We start from the raw sequence: 16,288 nt of genomic DNA on the forward strand, positions 1-16,288 counted from the left end.
CCTCGAATGGTGGCGGCTGTCGCGCTCGCCAATAAGATGGCGCGCATCATTTGGGCAATGATGACCAGGGAGCAGAATTACAGAATGGCGTGATCCGCTGCCTTTCGCGAAAGGGAATGCGGTGATGCCTGGGGCCAAAAGCTCCGGCAGGAAGATCGACTGACGGAACGATGCGGAAAGGACTTCAATGTTCAGAATGGGGTAAACCAGTCCCGGCGCTCGAGCAAAAAGCTCTCTGAACCGATGTGGCCCCTGTTCTTCGAACTGCATCCCGGCCCGTGGCTAATCAGGCCACATCGAGAGGCCTGACACACGACCGATAGAATTCCTCGTTCGCGGACAGCCGTCAAAAAATCTTCTTGCCAAACCGGGGGCATCCACACACGCGTGCCCCTTAATTCAAAGCCCCCGCCCCAAAACAGGCTGCGGGTTTTGGATTTCGTCTATGTCGCCATCTGGCAACCTTGCGCTGTACGCCTATATCAAATCGTCGGATATTGCCGACTGCTGTGCCGTGAAAGCTTCCGCAAGGTGGGGACCAAGCTTTCGGAAGATAGATCGACGACGAATCGTCGTTCGGCCGCTTAGCCTCTATCGCTCGCCTCGAAGACTGCGCATGGAACTGCGCAGCAGCCTTTCAAAAGCAGATGCGGCCGGCGACAACTGATGATCTCGATTAGCGAGAAGCTGCAACGATCCGGAAGCCAAAATGTCATCGTCTATAGTAATGGTTGCCACCCTATAACCCGGCCGCGCCATTCTACCGGACATGTCAGCCATGATCGCTACTGCCTTTGCCTGCTTCAGGAATGCCAGTCGCACCGGCACCGAATCACTTTCCAGCGCAATCTGCAACAGCGGGAGCACTGCCCGCCGTACGGCCTCGTCGATCAGCGTGCGGGTCGGCGATCCGGCCGGTGGCAACACAAGTGGCCATGGCGCGAGATCCTTCAACGTGCAGGTTCGGGCCCCGAACCCAGCTTTGGAAGCAACGCGATTATGCTTCGTCAACGGGTGATTTTCCTCGACAAGCGCGACCAGTGGTACGTGGCTCTCTGAACGGACTACGATATCACGGTCATGGGGCGCGTTATATGCTACCGCTAGCTCGACGATGCCTTCCCGCAAGAGCGTAATTACCTTCGCGGAATTGCCGACACGAATATCGAAAGAAATCGCCGGATGGGCCTGTTGCATACGCTGCATGGCATCCATCAGAAGCCCTTCCGCAACCGGTTCGATAGCTGAGACTGCGACCTTACCGGTTGTCAGTCCGCTTAGCGAGGTAATGTCATCGCGGGCGCGGGCCAGCTGGTCCAAGGCGCTGCGCGCGCGCCGGGCGAGCATTTTTCCTGCTTCCGTTGGCTTGACACCGCGCGGCAGCCGCACCAGCAGCGACACGCCCAGTTCCTTTTCGAGATTACCGATCTGCCGGCTGAGCGCGGACTGAGCAATATGCAAATCCTCCGCCGCACCGCGCATGGAGCGGGCTTCGATCACGGCGAGGAAATAGCGAAGAGCATCGACATCCATAGTTCACCATAACCGATCTCAAACCAGCATCGCAAATGGTTTCTTGATGACCTTGGTGCAACTGCGACGACATGCTTTAGTTGCTCAACAAATGAAGTGGCAGGTAGCAGATGATAGTTGGAATTGATGTCGGCGGCACGTTCACCGATCTCGTCGTATCCGAAAAGAACGGTGCAGATTTCGTCAAGGTTCCCTCGACGCCGGACGATCCCGGCCGCGGCGTCATCGATGCCTTGACCGCTCTTGCCACCCGCCGGCAAAAGACGCTCGGTGAACTGCTGCCGGAAATCGAAGTGTTCATTCACGGCACGACGGTTGCCACCAATACGCTGATCCAGCGCAACGGGGCAAAGCTCGGTTTGATTACGACACGCGGCTTCCGTGATCTCCTGGAACTGAAAGAAGGGTCACGCGGCGATCGTTACCGCCTACGGCGCGCCGAAACACCGCCATTGATCGACCGGCCGCAGCGGCTTGAGATCGGCGAGCGGATCATGGCCGACGGTTCGGTTGGGACTACACCGGAAATGAGTGAGCTGCGCGATGCCATCGCAAAGCTGCGACAGGACGGTGTGAAGGGAGTCGTCGTCTGCCTTCTGCATGCTTACAAGAACCCCGCGCATGAACGGCTTGTGTTCGATGCCATCGAGGCAAGTGGCTGGGACACCTATGTGTCTCTTGGCAGCGATATCCTCAGCCGCCAGGGCGAATACGACCGGTTGTCTACCGCGACCGTAAATGCCTATGTCGGCCCGGTCCTGCAGGACTATCTGCAGCGCCTCTCCGGCGATCTCTCGAGCCAGGGCATTGGCGTGCCGATCTTCGTCATGCAGTCCACCGGCGGGGTGTTGCCGATTGCGGAAGCCGGCCGGCGTGCAGTCGGCGCGGTGACCAGCGGCCCAGCGGGCGGCGCCATGGGCGCCGCGCTGTTTGCCCGCGAACTCAAGCTTCCAAACCTTGTCACCTATGATACCGGCGGCACCAGCACCGATATCTGCGTCATCGAAAATGGGGTGCCGATCGAGACCCAGCGAAGCGACATGGGGGATCTGCGCATCGCCGTTCCGGCAATCGACATCAATCCGATCGGTGTCGGTGGTGGTAGCGTCGCGCGAATTGACTCCGGCGGCATTCTAGCTATCGGCCCCGAAAGCGCCGGCGCTGTACCGGGAGCCGCCTGCTTCTTGCGCGGTGGCACGCGCCCGACGCTGACGGATGCCAACCTGGCTCTCGGGCTGATAGATCCGGATAATTTCCTCGGCGGCAAGATGAAGCTTTCGGTCGAGGCCGCTCGCCAAGCGATCAAGGAGCATATCGCCGGACCGTTGGGGATGAGCATAGAAGAAGCCGCCTGGGCCATCCATGTCCTGGCGTCGTCGCAGATTGCTGAAGGCATTCGCCTTGCAACGGTTAAGCGCGGCAAGGACCCGCGCGATTTCGCACTGATGTCCTTCGGTGGTGCCGGTGGGCTGCATGCAAGCGAGGTTGCCCGGGAGTTGCAGATTCCTAAAATCGTGATCCCCGAGCTTGCTTCGGTTCTCTCAGCCATGGGTTTCCTTGCAGCCGACGTTCGTCAGGACAGGCAGCGCAGCATCGACCGGCCATTGCGAGATCTAAGTGCCGTAGAGTTGGAAAACCACTTCAGCGAACTGCAGGACGAGGCCCGCAGACAACTGGAGGCGAGCGGCGTCGGTACCGAAAACATGCGGGTGACACGCCATCTGGAATGCCGTTATGCCCGGCAGGTCCACAGCCTTGCAGTTGATGTCAGCGACGAGCGGGATCCGGCCAAAATGGAAGCGGCATTCGTAGCAAATTATAAATCACTCTATGGCCATGCCCATGATGCGGAACCTGCGATCATCGATACGTTGCGGGTCTCCGTTTTCGGTGCCTTGCCACAAATCCGACTGGCTGACCTGCCGGAGGAGCGCCCTCAGGGCTGGCCGGATGCAGCACCGGTTGAACGGCAGATCTATCTCGGCAAACCAGTTACCGCAAAGACCTACAGGCTGGAAAACCTCCGCCGTGGCATGACGCTTTCCGGCCCGGCGATCATCGAGTCGTCTTCGACGACCATATTCGTACAGGAAGGTTTTTCTGTGGGACTCGACCAAAAGGGCAGTCTGCACCTGGAAGGAGGCCGATAATGACCGCGGCACACACGTCAAACCGTCAGGCTCTCAATCCGCTTGTCATTGCCATCGTTCGCCACAAGCTGAAGGCAGTGACCGAGGAAATGGTCGAGACAATGACACGGACCTGTTTCTCCCCAATTCTCAACCAGAACCAGGATTTTTCCGCGGTCATTCTCGATGCCGGCTTCTACACTGTTTCGCAGGCTGAACGCGTGCCGATTCACATGGGTGCGATGCCGCTCGCGGTGGAGAAGATGGCGGAAGCCTTTGCAGGCGACCTGGCCGAAGGAGATGTGCTGATGGCCAACGATCCCTACTGGGGCGGCAGCCATCTTCCAGATATCACGCTAGCAATGCCATTCTTTCTTGAGGGCCGCATCTGGTTTTGGGTGGCACTGCGAGCTCATCAGGGCGATATCGGCGGAATGACCGCGGGCGGTTATGCCGCAGAAGCACGCGAGATTTGGCAGGAAGGGCTTCGCATCCCGCCGGTCAAGGCAGTCAGCCGTGGCGCCTTGCGGACCGACGTGTTGCGCATGGTGTCCGAAAACTCCCGTCGCCCCAGTGATCTTAACGGCGACATGATGGCGCAGTTGGCGGCGGTCGAAGTCGGAGTGCGACGACTGAGCGAGCTTTTCGAGCGTTACGCAGCAAGCGATATCGACGGGGCCGTCGACGCGATCCTAAACAGCGGGGAAGGCAACATGCGGGCTCTGCTAAGGACCTGCCCGGATGGCATCTATCGCGGCCTCAGCCACATGGAATATGACCGTGTGGAGGGGGGGCTGCTCCCAATTCCGGTCACGGTGACGGTGACTGATGGTCATGCCGTCGTCGATCTGACAGAGGCTCCCGACCAGGTCGAGGCGTTCATCAACAGCCCACTTGCCAATACTCGTGCTGCCGTCATGGTTGCTTTTCTATACTTCTCTGGTGAGGACGAAGGGCTGAACGATGGCAGCGCCCGTGCGGTCGAGATCATCACGCGCAAGGGCAGTCTGCTCGAGCCGGTCGTGCCGGCGCCAGTCGGCGCGTGTACTTCCTCGACCGCGTGCGCCGTCATTGAAGCGGTATTGCAGGCTCTAAGCACCGCCGATCCCGCACGCGCGATCGGAGGTTTTGCCCGCCGATTCCGTTTCGCTGTTTCCGGTCATGGTCGCGATGGAAGGCCGTTCATCTGGCACTATTTCTTCAACAAGGGTGGCACCGGCGGCAATCTCGGTCATGATGGCTGGAGCAATATCGGCGGCCTGCACAATCCCGGCGGGACACCATCCCCGAGCATCGAGCGGACCGAGGCGAGCTATCCTTTTGTCGTGGAGGAATATTGCTTGGTGCCTGACACCGGCGGCGCCGGCACAAGTCGCGGAGGGCTCGGCGGACGCCTCGTCCTGCGTTACGAGGGGACTGAACATGCTATCGTGAATGCGTCGGGCGAAGGGGTCGATGTCGTTCCCTACGGCGCCGCCTCCGGTAAGGATGCGCGCGGCCACGACTATCGCATCAAGACCACATCCGGCGCTGAGAGGGTGATCGGCGTTCACGACAGCGCGCTGCCGCTCGAGAAAGGGGGACGCATCGTCTGCCTGTCCGCCGGCGGTGGTGGTTACGGTGATCCGAAAAGCCGCAACCCTGACGACGTGAGCCGCGACGTGGTCTTTGGTTATGTCAGCGAAAAGGCGGCGAAGACAATTTACGGCTGTGATCTCCGATGACCGGACGTCCTGCCGCTGAAGATCGGTCTACCGGATGACGTACTCGATCTGGAAATTCTTCCAGGTAGAGGGACCCGGGGACCTGATGGAAAGCAACTGATCGAAACTACAATGATGCTGCTGCATAGATAGGATTACGTGTGAGACAGTGCTTCGATACGGATCGTTGGTCAAAGGGACCGTGCTATGACAAGTGAAGCCGTGGCTGCGACACGACCGGTAAAAGCTGCGCGGCTTCGTTACGGCGGCCGTTCTGAAACGCTTCTTATGCTCGTCTCGATCGTTGCCGGCTTGGTCGTATGGCAGTTGGTAGCGCAGCGTTATTCCAGTTTTGTGCTTGCCTCGCCTGCGGCCGTTGCCGTCCGGCTCGGGGAGATGGTCGTAAGTGGAGAACTGCCAGCTGCGTTTGCCGCCGCATTGCAGCACATGGTAATCGGCTTTGTTATAGCCTGCGGTATTGCGTTCCCGCTCGGCTTTCTCATGGGGCGCATCCGCTTCGTGCATGATCTGCTAGATCCGATCGTCAACCTCATCTATGCGGTGCCAAGCGTGGCATGGGCTCCCTTTATCATGATCTGGTTCGGCCTCTATCTGGAGGCGCGTATCGCGCTGGTGGTGATGATGTGCATGTTCGACATGATCATTGTGATTTCTAGCGGAGCCCGCAATGTCGATAGGAAGCTGATAAATGTTGGTCGTTCCTTCGGAGCAAGCGGATGGCAGCGCACCAAATATGTGATGCTTCCCGAGAGCCTGCCTTTCACCTTTACAGCACTTAGGATCGGCTTGGTCCGGGCTGTCAACGCTATGATCACCGCCGAACTCTTCCTCGCCGCAGTCAACCTCGGCCGGTTGATGAAACAGGCTTCCGTACGATTCGACAGTGCCGCTGTGCTCGGAATTCTGGTCGTTCTCAGCCTCACCGGGCTCCTGCTCCAGGAATTGCTGCTGATCATCGAGCGCCGTATCTGCATCTGGAGGCCAAATAAATGATAAGGAAAGACTCCCTAGCGATCAACGCACTCGGCATCTTGCTTCTCCTCGTGCTGTGGCAGACAGCCGGTATGGGGCTCGGCGAAGCTCTGCTGGCGACCCCGCTGCAGGTCGGACCGGCAATCATCGGCTTGCTCGCCGATCCGGGTTTTTGGCCGGCGCTCGGCTTCACGCTGTGGCAGATGTTTCTGGGTTACGTGCTAGCGATGGTCGTCGGCGTGCCGCTCGGGATCGCCATGGGCCGTTCGCGCGCCGTCTACAGCATCGTCAAGCCATGGGCATCAATGTTCATCGTCGTGTCGGCCGCCGCCATCGTGCCGCTGTTCATCATCATGCTCGGACGTGGCGTGACCTTCCTTGTCTCAATCGTGTTCGTCGTCACCCTCTGGTACGTGGTGATCTCGATGACGGAGGCAGCACGAAACGTGTCTCCCAAGCTGGTGAACGTCGCCCTGTCGTTTGCCGCCAATCCTTTTCAGCGGTTCCGTTATGTGCTGCTTCCGGCATTGCACCCCTTCATCCTTATTGCCGCGCGCGTTGGGCTGGTACATGCGCTGCGAGCCATGGTGACCGCGGAAATGTTCATCAGCGCCGGCTTCGGCGGGTTGCTCAACAATGCTGGCCTCAATCTTTCGACCGCAAATCTGTTCGGCCTGATCGTCATCCTGATGGCGATCAGCATGGGAGCCACCCTCACCCTGAGCGCCGTAGCTCAACTATCGGCGCCTTGGTACGCTAGCCGCCTCGGTGATTAAGCAAAAACCCATCCGCAAAGCAAAAAAAGGGGAATTACATGCTTGGAAATATTAACAGACGTGACGTCCTGCGCACCGGCCTTGCAGGTGCCGGTATGATTGCACTCGGCCCGGTATCAAAGGCTTTCGCCCAATCCGGCCATATCCTGAAGATCAATACGCTCGCTTCCGCCGCGGCTGTCAACGTGCCGATGCAGACGGCGCTGCGCATGGAACTCCAGAAGATCCCGGGCTTTGGAGCACCCGAAGTGCGCCCAACGGCAAAGATCCCCCAGATCGCCCAGGAAGTCATTGCCGGCTCGGCCGATCTCGGTGATGCAGATGTCGCCTCGACGCTTGCCGGCGCCGAAGCTGGTGCAGACCTCAAAATCATAGGGCTCTCATACAGCAACACCTCGCAGGTCATCGTCGTTAACGCCGACAAGACCAAAGGACTGGAAGACGTCGCCAAGAATGGCGGCACGATCGCAGTCAACAGCATTGGCGATTTCATGTACGTGATGCTGCTGGGCGCGCTCGCCAAACGTAACATCGATGCTACGTCGATCAATTTTGTCGAAATGGGCAGCTCCGGCGACCGCGCCCGCGCGCTCCTCGCTGGCCGTGTCGACGCCGTTCCGATGCATGTCGAACAAGCAACTCAGCTTGCCGGCCAGGGCAACTACCAGATCCTCGTTCGCCCATGGCAGGAATTCGACAACTGGTTCTCTGCCGTTATCATCTCCACAGCCGAGTGGCTGAAGGCGGAAGAGAACAAGGCAGCGGCCGTTGCGGTCATCAAGTCCGTTCTGACTTCCTTCCGCAAGACCAACACCGATTACGAATGGTACAAGGCCCGTGTGGGCGACTTTGCCTCGTCGAAGGACCTGAAGGCCGCCGGCGACGACGTCCTCAAGCCAGTCTGGCAGACCCTGACGACCGATATCAAAGCCTTCCCGGGCGACATGGCGCCGCTCAATGTTGATCAATTCTCAAAGATCATACCGGTCTACAAGCAGGCTGGAGCGCTGAAGGGCACCGTCGATCTAAACAAGGTTATCGATCGCACCTATCTCGAACTGGCTTTGAAAGATCTGGGCTAATGGCGCATCTGTCGATTACGAATGTTTCGAAGTCCTTTGCTGAGACAGAGGTCATCGTGCCGCAATCGCTGGAAGTCGAGGATGGCGAGTTCGTCGCCCTCCTCGGACCTTCCGGCTGCGGGAAGTCCACCCTTCTCCAGATCATCAATGGCCTGGTGTCCGCCGATACGGGTAAGATACTGCTCAATGGCGAGGACATTACAGGCAAGACAGGCTTCGGTCGGGGCATGGTTTTCCAGGGCGCGGATCTTTTTCCGTGGCGGACTGCCCTGGAAAACGTTGCCTTCGGCCTGGAGATCATGGGGGTGTCGAAGGCAGAGCGAACGGAGCGTGCAATGCACTATCTCCATCTCGTCGGCCTCAAGGGTTTCGAGCATGCGTGGCCGCATCAGTTGTCTGGCGGCATGCAGCAGCGCGTTGGCATCGCCCGCGCCTTCTGCATCCAGCCCAGCATACTGATGATGGACGAGCCGTTTGGAGCGCTTGACGTTCAGACGCGCGACATCCTGCAGGACGAACTCGTGCGCATCTGGGAAGCCGAACGAAAGATGGTGTTGTTCGTAACCCATGGTATCGAGGAGGCCCTTTATCTCGCCGATCGCATTCTCGTTTTCTCCAAACGCCCGGCACGGGTGCTGCGGGAAATCCGCGTCCCCTTTGCGCGACCACGGCATGACGACATGAAGCTTTCGCCGGAATTCGTTCAGCTGCGCCGCGAAATCGCTGAACTGTTGCGCCACGATATCGAGGTATGATGATATGGCTGACGTGACGACCGCAACTCGATCTTATGGTGCCGAACTTGCGAAATCCGTCGCCGCGATCCGCTACGACGATCTGCCGACGGATGTCGTAACGATCATCAAGCTGTTCACGCTCGATACGCTCGGTGTCATTGCCGGGGCGGCCAAGGCGCCGGGCATGCAGGAACTGGTCGACTCGCTTGAGGCTTGGGAAACCGGCGGTCTGTCGACGCTCCTGCTGGGCTCCAACAAGGTCAACCCGGTGAGCGCGGCGCTTGCCAACGGGGCGGCGGCCCATGCGCTCGACTTCGACGACCAGCACGATCCTGCCCGGGTGCATGTGTTCTGCGTCGTGCTTCCGGCGGTGCTCGCAGCAATGGAAGCCGAGGACCGGACAATCAGCGGACAAGATATCATTCTGGCGGTGGCCGTCGGCGTCGAGGTATTCTGCCGGCTCGGCCTTGCCTGTTATAATTCTCTCGGCAAGGGCTGGCATCCGACGACGGCACTCGGTACGATTTCCGCCGCGGCCGCAGTCTCCAAGATCTTCCAGCTCGACGAGGCACAGGCACTCAGTGCGCTCGGGCTCGCATTCGTGCAACTCTCCGGTACGACCCAGTTCATCGCTGACGGTGCATTGGCAAAGCGCGTTGGTCCTGGTTTCGCTGCCCGCTCCGGCGTGCTTGCAGCGCATCTTGCTCGCGGCGGCATAACCGGCCCGCATCGCTTTCTCGAAGGTCAGTCGGGACTGTTCAATCTCCAAGAACGCGGTGAAGTGAAGCCTGAGATCGTCGTCGCTGAATTCGGTACGCTCTGGCAGGTTCGCGACCTTTCTATGAAGCCCTACCCCTGTTGCCGATGCAATCATACGGTGATCCAGTTGGCGCTGGAGCTGAGGGCTAAGGGCCTCAAGCCGGTCGATGTGAAGAGCGGGCTGATCGAACTTGGCGAGGTGAACCGCAAGATCGTCGGCGCGGCCTTTGATCGATCTCATCCGACGCTGGTCGTCCATGCGCAATTCAATGCTGCCTATGCATTCGCCGCGGCGCTTGCAGATGGCGAGGTGTCGATCCGCTCGTTCACGCCCGAGCGCATTGGTGCCAAAGACGTTGCTTACGCCGCCACGATCGACACGTGTTCGACGCCCGACTACGACGAAACCGCCGTCGCCCCGGCCCGTGTCTCGATCACCACTCATGACGGACGCGTTTACGCCGCTGAAAAGCTGACGATGAAGGGCGCTCCCGACGAGCCAATGACCCATGTCGAAGTATTGGCAAAATTCGCCTCATGCCTGGAATGGGGTTTTGGCGCCACCGGCGCATCGGTCGAAGAACTCCAGGATTTCGTCATGGACCTGGATGGGCAGCCAGACGGCAAACAAATGCTCAAGCTGTTCATGCATGCACGGGGCCGGTGAAAGATAAGCGTTCGAAGTTGGTTGGGTCCGAGTTTGCTTTCACTGGAGGGTGCGATGACAGATGCGAGGGTAAGGTAGATGCGGTCTGACGATCAAGATGGAGGTCAGATTTCTCCGCGTACGATCACCGCACGCAACGCCGCATTTATAGGTAGCGAGGGCGGCCGCCAGAAGCTGCTGACGCCTGCTCTGCTCGTTGAACTCGACACGCTCGATGCGAATATCGCTAACATGCAGGAGCGTTGCAGCAAACTTGGCGTTGACCTTCGGCCACATGCCAAGGCGCACAAAACGCTGGGGATCGCCAAACGGCAGCTCGCCGCCGGCGCCGTCGGTATCTGTGTTGCAACACCGGGTGAAGTCGAGGTTTTTGCCGATGGCGGCATAACCGATATTCTTTTGACATCGACCTTCGCACCGGGCACGACGCTTGATCGTCTGGTGGAGGCGGCAAATCGCTGCCGGCTGACGCTGGTCCTCGACAATGTCGATACGGCGGCGGCATTGGGGCAGGCCGCAGAGACGCGCGGGATCACGATCCGGGTACTGATCGATCTCGACATGGGCCGGCATCGCTCGGGTCTGTCCGAAGCGAAGGATCTTTCGGCACTTGCGCGGATAGTGGATCAGGCAGATTGGCTTTGCCTGGTGGGGCTTCAGGCGTATGCCGGGCATCTGTCGCACCGTCCAGATATCGCCGGCCGGATGGCTGGCGCCGAGGAGGCCGCGGTTCGCATCCGCAAGGCTCTGGATGTGATCGAGCCTTTCATTCACGGCGAAAAGCCGGTCGTCTCGGGCGGCAGCACCGGCGCCTTTCTTCAGGAGACGGCGCTCGGCCTCTATACCGAATTCCAGTGCGGCAGCTATGCCCTGATGGATGCGGAATACGATGTTGTCGATCCGGATGGATCGGCGAAACCGCTTTTTCCAACCAGCCTGTTTGCCGCTGTGCGCGTCATTAGCTCCAATCATCCCGGCATTGCAACAACGGATGGTGGCGAAAAGCGTTTTGTTGCCAAGCACGGAACGGCGCCGGTAATCAGGCGCGGCGGCAGGCCCGGCGCGACCTACAAGCCGACCAGCGACGAACATGGCACAGTGACGCTCGCGGACGATGAAATCATGCCTGTAGGTTCGCTCCTCGAGTTGCAGGTGCCGCACTGCGATCCGACGGTGAACCTCTATGATTTCATCCATGTCGTCCGCGATGACATACTTCTCGATATCTGGCCGATCGACGCACGCGGTGCCTGACACTCGGGTACTCCGTCATGACGAGTTGGCGATCTGCATTTGGCGATTGTAGGTATCGCCACTCAGGCAAGACGGTTGTAGGACACTTAAGGTCAGCGGAAACCGTAGAGCGCGTTCGGGTTAGATATGAAAATCTGGCGGAGGAGCGTCGTATCCCCCTGAGCCATAGGATTGACCATATCTTTCAGCCTCTGGAACTCCGGCTTGGACGCTTCGGTCATATGAGGCCAGTCGCTTCCCCACACGACTCGCTCTGGCGAATTGTGCACAAGCGCCGAGCCGAGTGACGCCACTTGGAGATCAGCGCTCGAACCGTGCGACACCAGGTAGGGAGCGGATAATTTTATCCATGCCCGCTTTTCTGCGAGCATATCGCACACGACCTCGTAGGCGGGATGCTCCAATCCACCTTTTGCTGGCAATCGAGCAAAATGATCGAAGACTATTTGGCACGGAAGCCTTTTAAGCAAGGGAGCGTAAGCAGCGATCTGATCCGCCATTGCATGGAGTTGAATGTGCCAGCCAAGCGGCGCTAGGAGCGTCACTTAGAGTTTCGGGCAGCTGAAATTGCGATTCCATCATCAAGCTTCTATAAACCGCTGGAGCGAACTCAAAACTGGATAAAACTTGGGGGCAAGGTCACTCGCGGCGAAGCCTCCCTTGTGAGCGCGGCAACGCAAGCGGCGCGCCTTCCCCCGAAGGGGTGATCGGTTCAATGAGCCGATCCATAAGCAAACGGATCATATTCGTTGATGATGGCGTCTTCATCGCCGTCATACTCGGCGGAAGGCATGACGCCGATCTCGCCATCGATTTCGAAGAGGGTGACCGGAACCATCAGGGTCCGGGCAAGATCGAGTGCGTGGTTTTGTGCGAGGCTGAACCCCTCGTGGGTTGACCGTCCAAGGACGGGATTGGATTAGGGATGCCAACCAAGAGAGCTGGGTTCGGCAACGCTACTGGTTGGAGCGGATTGGTATTCGTTCTCGCCGCACCTGACCTTCGTCCGGAGCAGCCGGATTGCCATTTTCCGTAACGAGGGAAAGGTGGGGAACTGCGTCTTTTTCAAAGCGCGACTTCGACACAGGCACAATTTGACACGGCGGCCGGGGTGATCAACCGTCGCAACCCTGCCAATGCAACGAAGTCAGCGCCGTCCATCTAGAGGCCTACCCGAACGGCAGGCTCACTGATATCGTCAAAGGCCCGGACAACATTGGGCTCTGTGAGCCGCTCCCTCAACACTTCAGGCAATCTGCGCCGCCAGAATACGAGACTGCGATGGCAATAACGCTCATGAAAACAAGACGGAAAGATCCAACGCGAACTCAGGAGAATATCTTGGATGTCGCGACGGAAGAATTCGCTGGAAATGGCTTGGCAGGGGGCAGGATTGATCAGATCGCTGCGCTGACCCGGACTTCGAAACGCATGATCTACTACTACTTCGGGAGCAAGGAAGGACTCTACCTCGCGGTTTTGGAGAGAGCATACCGTAAAATTCGGTCTGTGGAGGCGGACCTGCAGCTTGGAGACCTTGCCCCGGACGTGGCGCTAACCAAGTTGATTTCGTCCACTTTCGACCATGACGAATCCAATCCTGTTTTCGTACGGCTCGTCAGCATCGAAAACATCCACTATGCCGCACATATGATGCGATCGGAAGTCATTCGGGACCTAAACATCTCCGTGATCGAAGTGCTCGACGACATCCTCACTCGCGGCCTGGAAAGCGGTGTCTTCAAACGCAAGGTTGAGGCTGTCGACCTGCACATGTTGATCAGCGCGTTCTGCTTTTTCCGTGTCTCCAACAAGCATACATTCGGCACGATTTATCGACTCGATCTTTCCGCGACCGACACCGTTGAACGGCATAAGGCCATGATTTCCGACGTGGTGCTCAGTTATCTGAAGACAGCCTGATGTGCGTGAGACCGAGCATTTTACCGGTCCCGATGCCGGCGTCCGAGAAGACGGCCGTCTCTGAATGAACTGCCCTAATGATCCGGCGTCAGCAGAATGTGTTGAATTAACGAAATAGTACGTTACATTCGCGACCGGGAGAAGAAAGAGGAGCGGTTGCTTCTCCGATAGGGAGTGGACGCGGCTTCGGCACGTGTGCCGAGCGCTGACGCTTGTCTTGACCTCCCTGGAAAATGGAGGAATTCACATGACATCATCACACGTGATCGCGAACCGCAGAGGAAGGTTCGCTCTTGCCGCGAGCATCGTCAGTCTTATCTTATGGCCCTTGCCGCTGAAAGCAGCAGACGGCAGCAGCGTTGCCGACAATTTCCGGAAAGCCTTTGAAGCCGCTGGGACGGAGCACTTCAATCTGTACAACATGCTTTGCCCTCGCATCGAAAATGCGAATGCGGGCAAGATTGCCCAGCCGGACGAAGCTCGTAAGGAGTCGATCGAAAAAGCGGGGTCCGCAAAAGTTTTCGACAACCTCTACTACGTGGGCGAGTACGCTTTCTGGGAAAGCTCCGCTTCCGCGTGGGCAATCGACACTGGTGAGGGGTTGGTGCTCATCGACACGCTCAATCCTGACTCCGGTCCTGTTCTTATCGAAAAAGGATTGCGGGAGCAGGGTTTCGACCCTAAAAATATCAAGTATATCATCGTCGGTCATGCGCATGGTGATCACTACGGTGGTGCTCGCTATCTGCAAGACAAGTACAGCGCACGCGTAATGATGTCCGACGCCGAGTGGGATTTCCTGGCTAAGGACAAGCGTGACCCTGCCCAGAAACCAAAGAAGGATATGGTGATCAAGGATGGCGAGACCTTCCGTCTTGGTTCGGCTTCCTTTTCCTTCTACGTCACTCCGGGTCATACTCCAGGCACTGTGTCTACCATCTTCACCGTCAAAGACGGACCGAAGGAGCGGAAAGTCGCGCAGTGGGGAGGAACCGGTTTCGGCTTCAGCGGAGCTCAAGGGGAAGAGAAGCTCAACTGGTTCAAGACCTATGTCGAGTCAGCGGAAAGGTTCAAGAGCGTCATCAGAGAAAGCGGCGCGGACGTTGTCATCGCCAACCATCCAGGCCTGGATAACACGATCGAAAAGAACGCAGCGCTTAGCCAACCATCCGGCCGGGATAACAATCCCTGGGTGATAGGCAATGACCGCGTCATTGCCTATGTGCAAACAGCGCAGTCGTGCGCTGCCGCCGGGCTCGCTGCATATCAATGAGCAAGCTGAGGGCCGGGTATCCGGCCATCTTCATATCCAGCTATTTTGACCCTGACGCACCCGGAGGAGGAGCCCATGCGGGTCCTGTCAGAACCTCAGGCCGGAAATCAGGGACACTTCGGTGACAATCAACCTGAGCAAGCAATTTCGATCGCGTTATCAGACAGGGAGATCAGATAATGAAAAGCCTAAAGAATGCCGTAAACGCCGCTTTATTGGTGGTGTCCGCTCTTTTGACGACAAGCTCAACGAGCTTCGCGCAGACCAGGCCGACAGTTCAGACCACGGGGATAGAACGCCCCGAGTCGATCATCTATATCGGGAACAGCTTCTTTTACTTCAACAATGGGATCAGCGGGTTTATCTCGAGAATCCTCGCCGCGGCCGACCCTGAATATAAGCTCCGCAACGCACAGGTGACGATAAGCGGCTCCGGTTTCGATTGGCACGACGTCGGCTCGTATTTCCGACCCAATGCGGTGGGCCGTTACACGATCGACAGTAAAAACGTGGTCACTTTCAATAATCCGGAGCGTCTGTTCGACCTGGCTATTATGATGGACTGCAGCCAATGCCCGGTCCATCCACAGCTGAAGGACATATTCTACGAATATGCGGCCAAACATTCGGAAACCGTCAGAAAGAACGGTGCTGAGCCCGTTTTCTTCATGTCGTGGGCCTACCTCGATAAGCCAGAGATGACAGAACAACTAGCCGAAGCCTACACGCGCATCGGAAACGAAAACAAGGCACTGGTTATTCCTGCAGGTCTGGCCTTTGCCAGATCAGTCAAGGAGCGTCCCGATATCAATCTCTATATGGCTGACAAGCGGCACCCGACGCCTGAGGGATCATATCTGGCAGCCCTGACGACCTACGCGGCAATTTTCAATAAAAATCCAGTAGGCCTCAGTTATACAGCCGGATTTGAGGAGAACGTCGCAAAATACCTTCAATCCGTGGCTTGGGAAACGACGAACCAGTACTTGCAGCGAGAACAATGATGACTGCGGAGAACCATTGGGAGGAATTGGGGGCCATGCTTAACTGCCGGCCCTTGGCGGCAAGCGATTGTGACTTTGCTCTGCACCACGCTGAAGGAGAACATTTGTTTCCGTCGACCGTGAATGGGGCATAGGGTTTACTGTTAAAGAAATGAAGCGGTTACTTTCTACTTCGTTCATCGCTGCCTTGTTGTTTGCACGTCGCGACGCGGAGGCGCTCCAAACATACGTGAATACTCGCGGCTGAACTGGGGTACACTTTCGTATCCCACTCTGACCGCTGCGGTATTGGCATCGACCCGCTCTGTCAGCATCAGATTTCGGGCTGCATAGAGACGCAGGCTTTTTTGATATTGAAACCGCCGAGGACGATTTATGACTGGCGGCATTACCTTGCGGTCATCCAGCGCAAACCCGGAGCCCTGCGCAATGGTGCGCCTTTCCTGGAATTGCCG

General features: G+C 57.9%; 15 protein-coding genes and 1 pseudogene. 12 read left to right on the forward strand and 4 right to left on the reverse strand.

Annotation, left to right across the window (positions count from 1 at the left end):
• A partial coding sequence (locus ACQZ40_RS25080) for a hypothetical protein (RefSeq protein WP_269835421.1) occupies positions 1-270 on the reverse strand: 270 nt, incomplete at its 3' end.
• 321 nt (positions 271-591) lie between these two features.
• Complete coding sequence (locus tag ACQZ40_RS25085) at positions 592-1,533, reverse strand: LysR family transcriptional regulator (RefSeq protein ID WP_142914296.1); 942 nt, start codon at positions 1,531-1,533, stop codon at positions 592-594.
• Between the two features lie 110 nt (positions 1,534-1,643).
• Here ACQZ40_RS25085 and ACQZ40_RS25090 point away from each other — a divergent pair, with 110 nt between their 5' ends.
• The 8 genes from ACQZ40_RS25090 to ACQZ40_RS25125 all read left to right on the forward strand — a co-directional run bounded on the left by ACQZ40_RS25090 (position 1,644) and on the right by ACQZ40_RS25125 (position 11,633).
• Positions 1,644-3,683, forward strand: a complete 2,040-nt coding sequence (locus ACQZ40_RS25090; protein WP_142914295.1) for a hydantoinase/oxoprolinase family protein — start codon at positions 1,644-1,646, stop codon at positions 3,681-3,683.
• The gene (locus ACQZ40_RS25095; RefSeq protein ID WP_142914294.1) at positions 3,683-5,386 is read left to right on the forward strand and encodes a hydantoinase B/oxoprolinase family protein; all 1,704 of its coding nucleotides are present in this window, start codon (positions 3,683-3,685) and stop codon (positions 5,384-5,386) included. The genes ACQZ40_RS25090 and ACQZ40_RS25095 overlap by 1 nt, the downstream gene beginning before the upstream one ends.
• Before the next feature lie 186 nt (positions 5,387-5,572).
• Positions 5,573-6,379, forward strand: coding sequence for an ABC transporter permease (locus tag ACQZ40_RS25100; protein WP_142914293.1), 807 nt, complete (start codon positions 5,573-5,575; stop codon positions 6,377-6,379).
• Positions 6,376-7,134 carry an ABC transporter permease gene (locus tag ACQZ40_RS25105; protein WP_142914292.1) on the forward strand — a complete coding sequence of 253 codons (759 nt, stop codon included), beginning with the start codon at positions 6,376-6,378 and terminating at the stop codon, positions 7,132-7,134. The genes ACQZ40_RS25100 and ACQZ40_RS25105 overlap by 4 nt, the downstream gene beginning before the upstream one ends.
• A gap of 38 nt (positions 7,135-7,172) precedes the next feature.
• Positions 7,173-8,216, forward strand: a complete 1,044-nt coding sequence (locus ACQZ40_RS25110) for an ABC transporter substrate-binding protein (protein WP_142914291.1) — start codon at positions 7,173-7,175, stop codon at positions 8,214-8,216.
• The gene (locus ACQZ40_RS25115) at positions 8,216-8,971 is read left to right on the forward strand and encodes an ABC transporter ATP-binding protein (protein ID WP_142914290.1); all 756 of its coding nucleotides are present in this window, start codon (positions 8,216-8,218) and stop codon (positions 8,969-8,971) included. The genes ACQZ40_RS25110 and ACQZ40_RS25115 overlap by 1 nt, the downstream gene beginning before the upstream one ends.
• Before the next feature lie 4 nt (positions 8,972-8,975).
• Positions 8,976-10,379, forward strand: coding sequence for an MmgE/PrpD family protein (locus ACQZ40_RS25120; RefSeq protein WP_142914289.1), 1,404 nt, complete (start codon positions 8,976-8,978; stop codon positions 10,377-10,379).
• A 78-nt stretch (positions 10,380-10,457) separates the two neighbouring features.
• Positions 10,458-11,633 carry an alanine racemase gene (locus tag ACQZ40_RS25125; protein ID WP_142914288.1) on the forward strand — a complete coding sequence of 392 codons (1,176 nt, stop codon included), beginning with the start codon at positions 10,458-10,460 and terminating at the stop codon, positions 11,631-11,633.
• A gap of 92 nt (positions 11,634-11,725) precedes the next feature.
• On the opposite strand, the gene ACQZ40_RS25130 is transcribed toward ACQZ40_RS25125, so the two are convergent.
• Positions 11,726-12,178, reverse strand: coding sequence for an amidohydrolase family protein (locus ACQZ40_RS25130; protein WP_269833179.1), 453 nt, complete (start codon positions 12,176-12,178; stop codon positions 11,726-11,728).
• A 170-nt stretch (positions 12,179-12,348) separates the two neighbouring features.
• On the opposite strand from ACQZ40_RS25130, the gene ACQZ40_RS25135 reads away from it, so the two are divergent.
• From ACQZ40_RS25135 to ACQZ40_RS25150, 4 genes are all read left to right on the forward strand, one after another.
• Positions 12,349-12,531: a hypothetical protein gene (locus ACQZ40_RS25135; protein ID WP_161596399.1), complete on the forward strand. Its 183-nt coding sequence runs from the start codon at positions 12,349-12,351 to the stop codon at positions 12,529-12,531.
• A 383-nt stretch (positions 12,532-12,914) separates the two neighbouring features.
• Positions 12,915-13,556, forward strand: coding sequence for a TetR/AcrR family transcriptional regulator (locus tag ACQZ40_RS25140; RefSeq protein WP_269834420.1), 642 nt, complete (start codon positions 12,915-12,917; stop codon positions 13,554-13,556).
• Between the two features lie 247 nt (positions 13,557-13,803).
• Positions 13,804-14,829, forward strand: coding sequence for an MBL fold metallo-hydrolase (locus tag ACQZ40_RS25145; protein ID WP_142914285.1), 1,026 nt, complete (start codon positions 13,804-13,806; stop codon positions 14,827-14,829).
• Positions 14,830-15,008: 179 nt separating this feature from the next.
• Positions 15,009-15,833 (forward strand): hypothetical protein, encoded by an 825-nt coding sequence (locus ACQZ40_RS25150; protein WP_142914284.1) that lies wholly within the window; start codon positions 15,009-15,011, stop codon positions 15,831-15,833.
• Positions 15,834-16,009: 176 nt separating this feature from the next.
• On the opposite strand, the pseudogene ACQZ40_RS25155 reads toward ACQZ40_RS25150, so the two are convergent.
• Positions 16,010-16,189 (reverse strand): annotated as a pseudogene (locus ACQZ40_RS25155) (helix-turn-helix domain-containing protein); the annotation flags it as partial.
• Between the last annotated feature and the right edge of the window lie 99 nt (positions 16,190-16,288).

It is taken from the genome of Agrobacterium sp. 16-172Ci (genome assembly GCF_053522725.1).

Bases quoted from the DNA above. Each gene is read 5' to 3' on its own strand.
- ACQZ40_RS25085 (WP_142914296.1), bottom strand. From the start codon at position 1,533: ATGGATGTCGATGCTCTTCGCTATTTCCTCGCCGTGATCGAAGCCCGC.
- ACQZ40_RS25090 (WP_142914295.1), top strand. From the start codon at position 1,644: ATGATAGTTGGAATTGATGTCGGCGGCACGTTCACCGATCTCGTCGTA.
- ACQZ40_RS25095 (WP_142914294.1), top strand. From the start codon at position 3,683: ATGACCGCGGCACACACGTCAAACCGTCAGGCTCTCAATCCGCTTGTC.
- ACQZ40_RS25100 (WP_142914293.1), top strand. From the start codon at position 5,573: ATGACAAGTGAAGCCGTGGCTGCGACACGACCGGTAAAAGCTGCGCGG.
- ACQZ40_RS25105 (WP_142914292.1), top strand. From the start codon at position 6,376: ATGATAAGGAAAGACTCCCTAGCGATCAACGCACTCGGCATCTTGCTT.
- ACQZ40_RS25110 (WP_142914291.1), top strand. From the start codon at position 7,173: ATGCTTGGAAATATTAACAGACGTGACGTCCTGCGCACCGGCCTTGCA.
- ACQZ40_RS25115 (WP_142914290.1), top strand. From the start codon at position 8,216: ATGGCGCATCTGTCGATTACGAATGTTTCGAAGTCCTTTGCTGAGACA.
- ACQZ40_RS25120 (WP_142914289.1), top strand. From the start codon at position 8,976: ATGGCTGACGTGACGACCGCAACTCGATCTTATGGTGCCGAACTTGCG.
- ACQZ40_RS25125 (WP_142914288.1), top strand. From the start codon at position 10,458: ATGCGGTCTGACGATCAAGATGGAGGTCAGATTTCTCCGCGTACGATC.
- ACQZ40_RS25135 (WP_161596399.1), top strand. From the start codon at position 12,349: ATGAGCCGATCCATAAGCAAACGGATCATATTCGTTGATGATGGCGTC.
- ACQZ40_RS25140 (WP_269834420.1), top strand. From the start codon at position 12,915: ATGGCAATAACGCTCATGAAAACAAGACGGAAAGATCCAACGCGAACT.
- ACQZ40_RS25145 (WP_142914285.1), top strand. From the start codon at position 13,804: ATGACATCATCACACGTGATCGCGAACCGCAGAGGAAGGTTCGCTCTT.
- ACQZ40_RS25150 (WP_142914284.1), top strand. From the start codon at position 15,009: ATGAAAAGCCTAAAGAATGCCGTAAACGCCGCTTTATTGGTGGTGTCC.